The 8,878-nt window shown below is 67.4% G+C and carries 6 protein-coding genes; 4 read left to right on the top strand and 2 right to left on the bottom strand.

Features of this window, described 5'->3' with window-relative positions; translation table 11 throughout:
• Positions 1-118 precede the first annotated feature (118 nt).
• On the bottom strand, positions 119-664 hold the full coding sequence (locus ACE3T2_RS15895) for a sulfatase-like hydrolase/transferase (protein ID WP_374659052.1): 546 nt from the start codon (positions 662-664) through the stop codon (positions 119-121).
• A gap of 162 nt (positions 665-826) precedes the next feature.
• On the opposite strand from ACE3T2_RS15895, the gene ACE3T2_RS15890 reads away from it, so the two are divergent.
• Positions 827-1,867, top strand: a complete 1,041-nt coding sequence (locus tag ACE3T2_RS15890) for a LacI family DNA-binding transcriptional regulator (protein ID WP_374659050.1) — start codon at positions 827-829, stop codon at positions 1,865-1,867.
• Positions 1,860-2,786 carry a formylglycine-generating enzyme family protein gene (locus tag ACE3T2_RS15885; RefSeq protein WP_374659048.1) on the top strand — a complete coding sequence of 309 codons (927 nt, stop codon included), beginning with the start codon at positions 1,860-1,862 and terminating at the stop codon, positions 2,784-2,786. The genes ACE3T2_RS15890 and ACE3T2_RS15885 overlap by 8 nt, the downstream gene beginning before the upstream one ends.
• Before the next feature lie 47 nt (positions 2,787-2,833).
• Here ACE3T2_RS15885 and ACE3T2_RS15880 read toward each other — a convergent pair whose 3' ends face one another.
• Complete coding sequence (locus ACE3T2_RS15880; protein ID WP_374659046.1) at positions 2,834-5,209, bottom strand: TonB-dependent receptor; 2,376 nt, start codon at positions 5,207-5,209, stop codon at positions 2,834-2,836.
• 194 nt (positions 5,210-5,403) lie between these two features.
• Between ACE3T2_RS15880 and ACE3T2_RS15875 the strand changes: the two genes are divergently transcribed.
• Both ACE3T2_RS15875 and ACE3T2_RS15870 read left to right on the top strand, forming a co-directional pair.
• Positions 5,404-6,942 (top strand): sulfatase, encoded by a 1,539-nt coding sequence (locus tag ACE3T2_RS15875; protein ID WP_374659044.1) that lies wholly within the window; start codon positions 5,404-5,406, stop codon positions 6,940-6,942.
• Positions 6,943-7,004: 62 nt separating this feature from the next.
• Positions 7,005-8,867: a sulfatase-like hydrolase/transferase gene (locus ACE3T2_RS15870; protein ID WP_374659042.1), complete on the top strand. Its 1,863-nt coding sequence runs from the start codon at positions 7,005-7,007 to the stop codon at positions 8,865-8,867.
• Positions 8,868-8,878: the final 11 nt, after the last annotated feature.

Raw genomic sequence — 8,878 nt, 5'->3', positions numbered from 1 at the left:
CGTCCAAGCCTACAAAGATGATGTCCCTATCCACGATCCTCTCCTGTTCGGTTCGCGCCAGCTGTCCTGGCGCAGAGCAAACAACCGCACCGGGGGTGTGGCCGCTACAGGAAGGACATCAGGTCAGTGGTACGACCTTGCCGTCGACATTGAGCGTCTGGGTCCGGCCGGCTGCGACCTCTTGCGGCGTCAGGCCGTCGGTCGGGAAATAGGTCCCCTGCCCCTTGAAGCTGACCCAGTGGTCGAAGCCCGGACGCGGCCCGTCGGAGGCCGAGCCCATGTGCCACTTGCCGAAGAACGCCGTCTGGTAGCCGGCTTCCTGAAGATATTTCGGGAAAAAGATCAGCCCGGCCTCGGACGAGTTGTTGTTGTCGACCACATGGTGATTGCGGGCGGTCTGGCCGGTCAGGATCGTCGCCCGGCTGGGCGAGCAGAGCGATGAGGTGACGACCGCGTTCGGGAAGTAGACCCCGTTCTTGGCCAGGGTGTCGATGTTCGGCGTCTTCAGGCCGGGCGTGAGGAAGCCCATGGCGTCGAACCGCAGGTCGTCGACCAGGATGAACACGATGTTCCGCGGCTTAGGGCTCGGCGCCGGCGTCGCGGCCTGAGCCGGAAGCGCCAGGGCGGCGAACGCAGCGCAGGCGAAGGTCGAGAGCCGGGACATGTGCAGTTCCTCTGCAGCGATGCGTTAAGATGTCTGCGGGATATGTTGGCGTAATGACAACGTTGTCAACATCCGCGCGATCGCCTCACGGCTCATTGCGTGAACGCCTGCAGCAACGACATGGCCTGTGCAAGGACCGAAACCTCGCATAATCAACAGGTCATGGGAGCCGACGAGAAAACCATCAGCCGCGCCTCGCCGCCTGCGCGCCGGCCGACGATCAAGGAAGTCGCCAAGCTGGCGGGCGTCTCCTTCAAGACCGTCGCGCGCGTGGTCAACAACGAGGCCAGCGTCACGCCCGAACGCCGCGAGGCCGTGCACAAGGCGATGGCGATGTTGAACTACGCGCCCAACATCTCGGCGCGGCAACTGGCCAGCAAGCGCTCCTACCTGATGGCCATGGTGTTCGGCGGCGGCGGGCTCGACAATTTCGCCCGCGCCCAGACCGGCGCCATCCGCCGTTGCCGGGAGGTCGGCTACCAGCTCATCGTCGAGGAGGTCGTCGCCGGCTCGGAGACCGAGGTCGCCAACCGCCTGCACAATTCCCGCGTCGACGGCGTGGTGGTGCTGCCGCCGCTGTCCTTCCACCCTCCCCTACTCGAGGCGCTACGCGAACGCGGACTGCGTTATGCGCTGATCTCGCCGGACGGCGGCGATCTCTTCGCCTCCAGCGTCGGGCTCGACGACAAGCTGGCCGGAGAGCGGATGACCGAACGTCTGATTGCGCTGGGCCATCGCGATATCGGCTTCATCTCGGGCGGGGATCGCCGCGCCTCGGCCTATCGGCGCATCGGTTATCGCACCGCGCTCGAAAAGGCCGGCCTGCCCCTGCGTCCCGAACTCGAGGCCGAAGGCGACTTCACCTTCCGCAGCGGCGAAGCTGGCGCGCGCCAGCTCCTGAGCGGCGCTGTGCCGCCGACCGCGATCTTTGCGGCCAATGATGGCATGGCCCTGGGCGTCATGGTCGCCGCCGCGCGCCTGGGCCTGCGCGTTCCAGAGGACCTCTCGGTCGCCGGCTTCGACGACATGCCCTATGCGCGCCTGGTCTGGCCGGAGTTGACGACGGTGCGGCGGCCCTTGCGCGACATGGCCTCGACGGCCGTGGATCTCCTGCTGGAGCCCGAAGAGGACGAAGCCCGCCGCCATGTCGTCCTCGACTTCGAGATCATTGAGCGTGGCTCGACCGGACCGCGCCATGGCTGAGAATTTTCGCGGTATGCGCCGCCTGGACGGCGGTGAGTTCCTCATGGGCTCGGACCGGTTCTATCCAGAGGAGAGCCCTGCCCGCCGGGTCCGGGTCGATCCGTTCTGGATCGACGAGACGCCGGTGACGAACCGCCAGTTCGCAGCCTTCGTGCGGGCCACCGGCCACAAGACGCTGGCCGAGATCGCGCCGGATCCGAAGGACTATCCCGGCATGCCGCCCGAGATGGCCCGCGCCGGCTCGCTGGTCTTCCGCATGACCGACCGGCCTGTCTGGCTGGGCGATCCGAGCCAGTGGTGGGAGTTCAAGTTCGGGGCTTACTGGCGCAGGCCGCTGGGCAAGCCCGGTCCGATGGCGCTCGACGACCATCCGGTCGTTCATGTCGCCTACGAAGACGCCGCGGCCTACGCCGCCTGGGCCGGCAAGGCCCTGCCGACCGAAGCTGAGTGGGAGTTCGCCGCCCGCGGCGGCGGGGACGACGACTATGCCTGGGGCGGGGAGCTGGCGCCGGGCGGGACGATGATGGCCAACTATTGGCAGGGCGAGTTCCCCTGGCAGAACCTGGCCCTGGACGGCTGGGAGCGGACCTCGCCGGTCGGCGCATTCCCGGCCAACGGCTATGGCCTGGTCGACATGGTCGGCAATGTCTGGGAGTGGACCTGCGACTGGTACGCCGACGCCCAGGCCCTGGCGCCTGCGAGCCCCTGCTGCGCGCCGTCGAACCCTAAGGGCGGCGCGATGGAAGCCAGCTACGATCCGGCCACGCCCCAGGTCGTCATCCCCCGCAGGGTGATCAAGGGCGGGTCACACCTGTGCGCGGAATCCTATTGCCGCCGCTATCGGCCGGCCGCACGCCATCCGCAGGCGATCGACAGCTCCACCGGCCACATCGGCTTCCGCTGCGTGGTCCGCGGCTAGAAAATCGGCGGGCGTCCCGAAGGAAGCCCGCCAGTCGGGGGTAAACTCTAGAACTTCGCGCCCAGCGTCACGCCGTAGAGTCGGTCGGCGTCGCGTGGGATGTAGGCCTGCACCTCGTTGGGGAACTGTGGACTCGCGAGCGTCGAGGCGTGAGACATGCCGCTGAAGTAGGTCTCGTCCAATAGGTTGCGCACGAACACGCTCGCCGTCAGGCCGCGCTCTGGATGACGGACACCGGCGCTCAGATTGACCATGGTGTAGGCCTTCTGGACCAGCAGCGGATCCTGCTCGACCGCGAACTGCTGCTTGGTCTGATAGGTCAGGTCCATCTGGACGAAGCCCGACCAGCCGCTTGCGCCCAGTTCCTGCTCATAGCGCGGCGACAGGCTGAGCCGCCATTTCGGCGTGGCCGGCAACGAGCCGCCGCGGATGTCCTGGATCGGCCCGGAGGTCACGACCGCGCCGGCGCCGTTGGTGGTGCGTGCGCGATAGCAGGCGTTGGTCGGAAAGCCGCTGGTCAGGGTCGGCGCGTTGGCCTGGAACTGCAGCGGGCAGTTGAGGCCGTCGACGTCGATTGTCGCGTCCGTATAGGTGAGCGAGCCCGACAGGGAGAAGTTCTGATGCGGCCGCCAGTCGCCTTCCAACTCGAAGCCCTTGGTCGTCGACGAACCGGCGTTGGTCTGCACGTACTGGATGACGCCCGTGGTCGAGTCCGAACGGTTCGCCTGGATCTGGAGGTCGGTGTACTTCGCGTAGTAGACAGCCAAGCCGAAGCTGAGCGCGGCTTGCGGGATCCGGCCCTTCAGCCCCACTTCGTAGGCGTCGACGTGCTCGGGCATCACCGGCGGATCGCGCACGAAATCCTCGGTCAGCTCGGTGCCCAGGCCTAGCCCCTTGTAGCCACGCGAATAGGTCGCGTAGCCTTGGATATCGGGGCTGAACTTGTACTGCAGGCCCAGCTTGCCGGTCACGGCGGTGTCGTCCGCCGTGCGCAGGCCCACCGAATAGGTTCCGGTCGGCCCCGCCAGCGGCAGGTCGCCGGGCGACAGGGGCTGGCCGGTGCGATTGCCGAGCACGCTGACCTCCTCGCGCTGAACCCGCGCGCCGGCGATCAGCTTCAGGTTCTCGACCAGCTCGAACTCGGCCTGGCCGAAGGCCGAGATGTGCTGGCTCTTCAGCTTGGCGCTGTGAAAGCCTGAGCGGGTCACGTAGGTCGCGCAGGGTTGGCCCAGGACCAGGCCGGCGCCCGCGCAGGTCTCGATCGCCCGCTTGAAGCCGCGATGGATCAGGACGTCCGAGTAGTAGAGCCCGGCCACATAGGACAGCCGCTGGCCCGGATTGTTGGCGATCCGCAGCTCCTGGCTGAAATTGGCGATCTCGATCGGACCGTCATTCACGCTGAAGCGGGAATTGCCGTTGCTGGGCTGCGAGCCGAGATAGATCGGCCGCGGCGTGTAGAGGCCGTCGACGTCGATCTGGCCGTGCTCGCGATAGTGCTGGTAGGCGGTCAGCGAGGTCAGGGTTCCCCAGCCGAGGTCGTAGTTGGCCTCCAGCGAGGCCAGGGCCTGGTTGGACTTCGATAGTGTCTCGACATCGGTCCCGATGGATCGGTTGCTGGACGAGGCGACGATCGGCCCAATCAGTTGGGTCATGACCGGGTTCGGCGTCGAGATCATCACCGGCCGCCCGATGGTGCCGATGAACATCCGATAGTCGCCAGTCAGCAGCAGGTCGAGCTTGTCGGTCGGCGTCCATTCCAGCTTTCCGCGCAGGCCGAAGCTTTCGAACCCGCCCTCGTCGACGCCCGTGCGGACGTTGTCGATATAGCCGCCGACGTTGTTGTAGTAGGCCGACAGGCGCCCAGCGAGGTTGTCGGTGATGGGGCCGGTGATACTGCCCTTGATGCGGTATTCCTCGTGCGAGGCCGCGGTCGCCTCCACGCTGCCGCCGAGTTCGTGACGCGGCCGCGCGGTGACGAGCTGGACCACGCCGGCAGTGGCGTTCTTGCCGAATAGCGTCCCTTGCGGCCCGCGCAGCACTTCGACCCGCTCCAGGTCGGCGAAGTCCGTCAGGCTCTGTGCAGGCCGAGCCATAACCACGCCGTCGATGACCAGCGACACAGAGGGTTCGACGCCTTGGCCGAAAAGCGAAGTCCCGATGCCTCGGATGCGGAACGAAGTGTTGGATGGCGTCGCCCCCGCTTGGAAGGTCAGCGACGGAGCCGCTCGCACCAGCGAAGCCGTGTCGGCGATGTTCTTCGCCGCCAGGCTGTCGCCGCTGACCGCCGTCACCGCGACGGGAACGTCGATGAGTCGCTCGGTGCGCTTCTGGGCGGTCACCAGCACTTCCTCGACCTCCGCGCCGGCCTCGACCGACTGAGCGGCGGCCGGGCCGGCCATGGCGCAGAGCGCGGCTCCGGCCATCAATGCAGCCATTCGACCGCGTGCAAATTGGTACGAAAGATCCTTGGTCACTGCGCTTCCCCTCCGAGGTTGTGATGCGCTGGCTGACGGCTTGCGTCGCTGCGATCATTCTTGACAACGTTGTCTATCCGACGATCATGTAATCGTTGTCAAGCGCTCGGGAGCGAACCTTGAGTGGACCATCGGGGAGCCAAATGTCGCCAGCCTTCCGCCTAGCCAAGACCTCACTGCTCGCCCTGACGGCCGCCATTTCGTTTGGCGTGCAGGCGCCCGCGGCGGCCGCCCCAGCCCCTGCGAAGGGGGCGTCGGCGGCCGTCACGGCCAAGCCGATGAACGTCCTGCTCATCATGAGCGACGACCTGGGCGCGCGGTTCGGCGGCTACGGCTTTCCGCAGGTGAAGACGCCCAATCTCGACCGACTGGCGCGCGAGGGCGTGCTGTTCGAACGCGCCTACACCCAGTTCCCACAGTGCGCGCAAAGCCGCGCCTCATTCCTGACCAGCCGGCGGCCGAACGCCACGCGGGTCTTCGACCTGAAGACCGATTTCCGCGCCGCCCTGCCAGATGCGGTCACCCTGCCCCAGTACTTCCGGCAGCAGGGATACTTCGCCGGCCGGGTCGGGAAGATCTTTCACCAGGGCGTGCCGAACGACATTGGGACCAGCGGCCCTGATGACACGCGTTCCTGGACACAGGTCGTGAACCCGCGCGGGCGCGACAAGGAGGCCGAACTGGCCGGCCGCCTTAAGAACATGACCCCGGGGATCCCGTTCGGCGCCGCCTGGGCCTATCTGGACGACGAGGGCAAGGACGCCGAGCAGACCGACGGCATCATCGCCGCCGAAACCGTCAAGATGCTCGAAAGGGCAAAGGACGGGCCGTTCTTCATCGCGGCCGGCTTCTATCGTCCGCATGTGCCGGACGTCGCGCCGAAGGCCTATTTCGATCTTTATCCGCCCGAGCAGATCCGCCTGGAGGACCAGCCGCCTGAGACTGCGCCGGTCAGGCCGCTGGTGACCTCGAACATGTGGCCGGCGAACTACGGCGCGCCGGAAGCCGAGCGGCGCAAGATTATGCAGGCGTACTACGCCTCGACGACCTTCATGGACGCCCAGGTCGGCCAGGTGCTGGACGCGCTGGACCGGCTGGGTCTGAAGGACAACACCATCGTCGTCTTCATGAGCGACCACGGATACATGTTGGGCGAGCACGGCCAGTGGCAGAAGAACGCCCTGTGGGAGGCGTCCGTGCGCACCCCCCTGATCGTCAGCGCGCCGGGCGCACGCGGGAACGGCGCGGCCTCTCCCAAGCCCGTCGAACTGCTCGACCTCTATCCGACCCTCGTCGACTTGGCCGGCTTGCCGCCGCGGTCAGACGTGGAGGGGGTGAGCCTAAGGCCCCTGCTGGCGTCGCCCCGCAACGCCAAGTGGACGCGGCCGGCCTATTCCCAGGTTCAGGGCGGTCGCACGGTGAGGACTGACCGCTGGCGCTACACCGAGTGGGAAGGCGGCCGCCTAGGCGCCTCGCTCTACGACATGGTCGCCGATCCTGGGGAGCTGCGGAACCTGGCGGGGGAAGCGAAGTACGCCTCGGTCGTCGCCCGGATGCGGGCTCTGTTGCCCAAGGAGACTGTGGAGCCGCGCGGTCCGGCCTTCATCCTCTACGATCGCGACAAAGGCTCCGTCCGGTTCGAGTCCTACGCCAAGGCGCTGGCCGCTTCCCCCGCCAACTAGGCGGACGCGCTAAGGCGACCTAGACAATCCCGCGCGGCAGGAGGCAAGGAACCATGACGGGCATGACGAGACGCAGCGCGGTCGCCGCGGCCCTGGCCACTGCAGCCGGATCGGCCCAGGCGGGCGAGGAGCGGCCGAACATTCTGTGGCTGGTGAGCGAGGACAACAACCCGTTCATCGGCGCCTATGGCGATACCCTGGCCCGTACGCCGACCATCGACGATCTGGCCGCCCGCGGAGTGCTCTATCGCAACGCCTATTCGACCGCGCCGGTCTGCGCGCCCTCGCGGTTCGGCATTCTGACAGGCGTCTATCCGGAGAGCTGTGCGCCGGCTGAACACATGCGGGCACTGGCCGCCCTGCCCCGCGGCTTTGCGACCTATCCCGAACTGCTGCGGGCGGCCGGCTACTACTGCTCGAACAACGCTAAGACCGATTACAACAGCGATGTTGACCCGGCGGCGATCTGGGACGCGTCCGGCGCGAAGGCGCACTGGCGCGGCCGCCCGGCCGGCAAACCGTTCATGGCGGTGTTCAACTACGAGACCACGCACGAGTCGCGGTTGTTTCTGAAGCCGACCGAAGGCAGCGTCCGGCCCGAGCAGGTGCGCGTGCCAGCCTATTTGCCCGACACCCCGGCGGTCCGCGGCGACATCGCCAGCTACTACAATCTGATGGAGAAGATGGACGGCCAACTGGCCGAACGGCTAGCCGAGCTGGTCGCCGACGGCCTGGCCGACGACACCATCGTCTTCTACTACTCCGACAACGGCGGCTCGCTGCCGCGCAGCAAGCGCTACTGCTACGACGAAGGCCTGCGTTGCGCCCTGGTCGCCTATTACCCGCCGAAATGGGCCCATCTGAGCCGCCATGCGCCTGGGACCAAAGTGGAGGCGCCGGCCAGCCTGATCGACCTGCCGCCCACTGTGCTGTCGCTGGCCGGCCTGGCTGCGCCCCCGCAGATGCAGGGCCGCGCCCTGGCCGGGCGTCGTGTCCGCCCGCCGGCTCCGTACGCCTTCGGGATGCGCAACCGGATGGACGAGCGCTACGACTTCGTCCGGACGGTGACCGACGGGCGCTGGCGCTACATTCGCAACTACATGCCGCACCGGCCCTGGGGCATGCATGGCGCGTTCGAATGGCTGGCGCGCGGCTACCAGGACTGGGAGCGAGCTTATCGTGCCGGCGAACTCACGCCGGCCCAGAGCCGCTTCTTCCAGCGCAAGCCGTTCGAGGAGCTGTACGATCTGGCCGCCGACCGCGACCAAGTGCGCAACCTGGCCGACGATCCCGCCGCTTGGGGCCCGCTCGGCAGGCTCCGCGCGGCCCTCGACCGTCACATGCTGGCGGTCGTCGACAACGGCTTCATCCCGGAAGGCATGGCGATCGAGGGCTATCAGGCCAGCCGAGACAAGGCCGCCTATCCGCTGGCGCGAATCATGGGGCTGGCCGGCGCGGCTGCGTCGGGCGAGGCTTCGAACCTGCCCGCGCTGGGCAAGGCGCTCATCGACATCGATCCGGTCGTCCGCTACTGGGCCGCGGCCGGGCACCTGGTCCTCGGGCCGCAGGCGACGTCCGGCGCTGAGGCTCTGAAGCGGATGATGCGAGAGGACGCCGCTCCACAAGTGCGTGTCGTCGCCGCCGAGGCGAGCGCACATCTCGGCGCCGCGCCCGAATCGGTCGCCGTACTAGCCGATCTGGCGGGCGTGCATCAGTCCTGGCAGGTGCGGCTGCAGGCGTTGAACGCTCTCACCGCCCTGGGGGAGGCCGCGCGCCCAGCTCTGGACGCCTTCGAGCAGGCTGCCCTTAGCGACCAGGAGTATCTGCGTAACGCGGGCCGCTATATGGCCGCAGTTCTGAAGGGCGAATATCGCCCAGATTTCCCGGTCTTCGACCTGAAGCGGATGATGCGCGGCGCGGCCTAGGTAGAACCCCT

Origin of the sequence: Phenylobacterium sp., from assembly GCF_041919955.1 — a bacterium.
Lineage (GTDB): Bacteria > Pseudomonadota > Alphaproteobacteria > Caulobacterales > Caulobacteraceae > Phenylobacterium.
The sequence above is the reverse complement of the archived record's forward strand: the minus strand, read 5'-3'. Positions and strand labels throughout refer to the sequence as shown.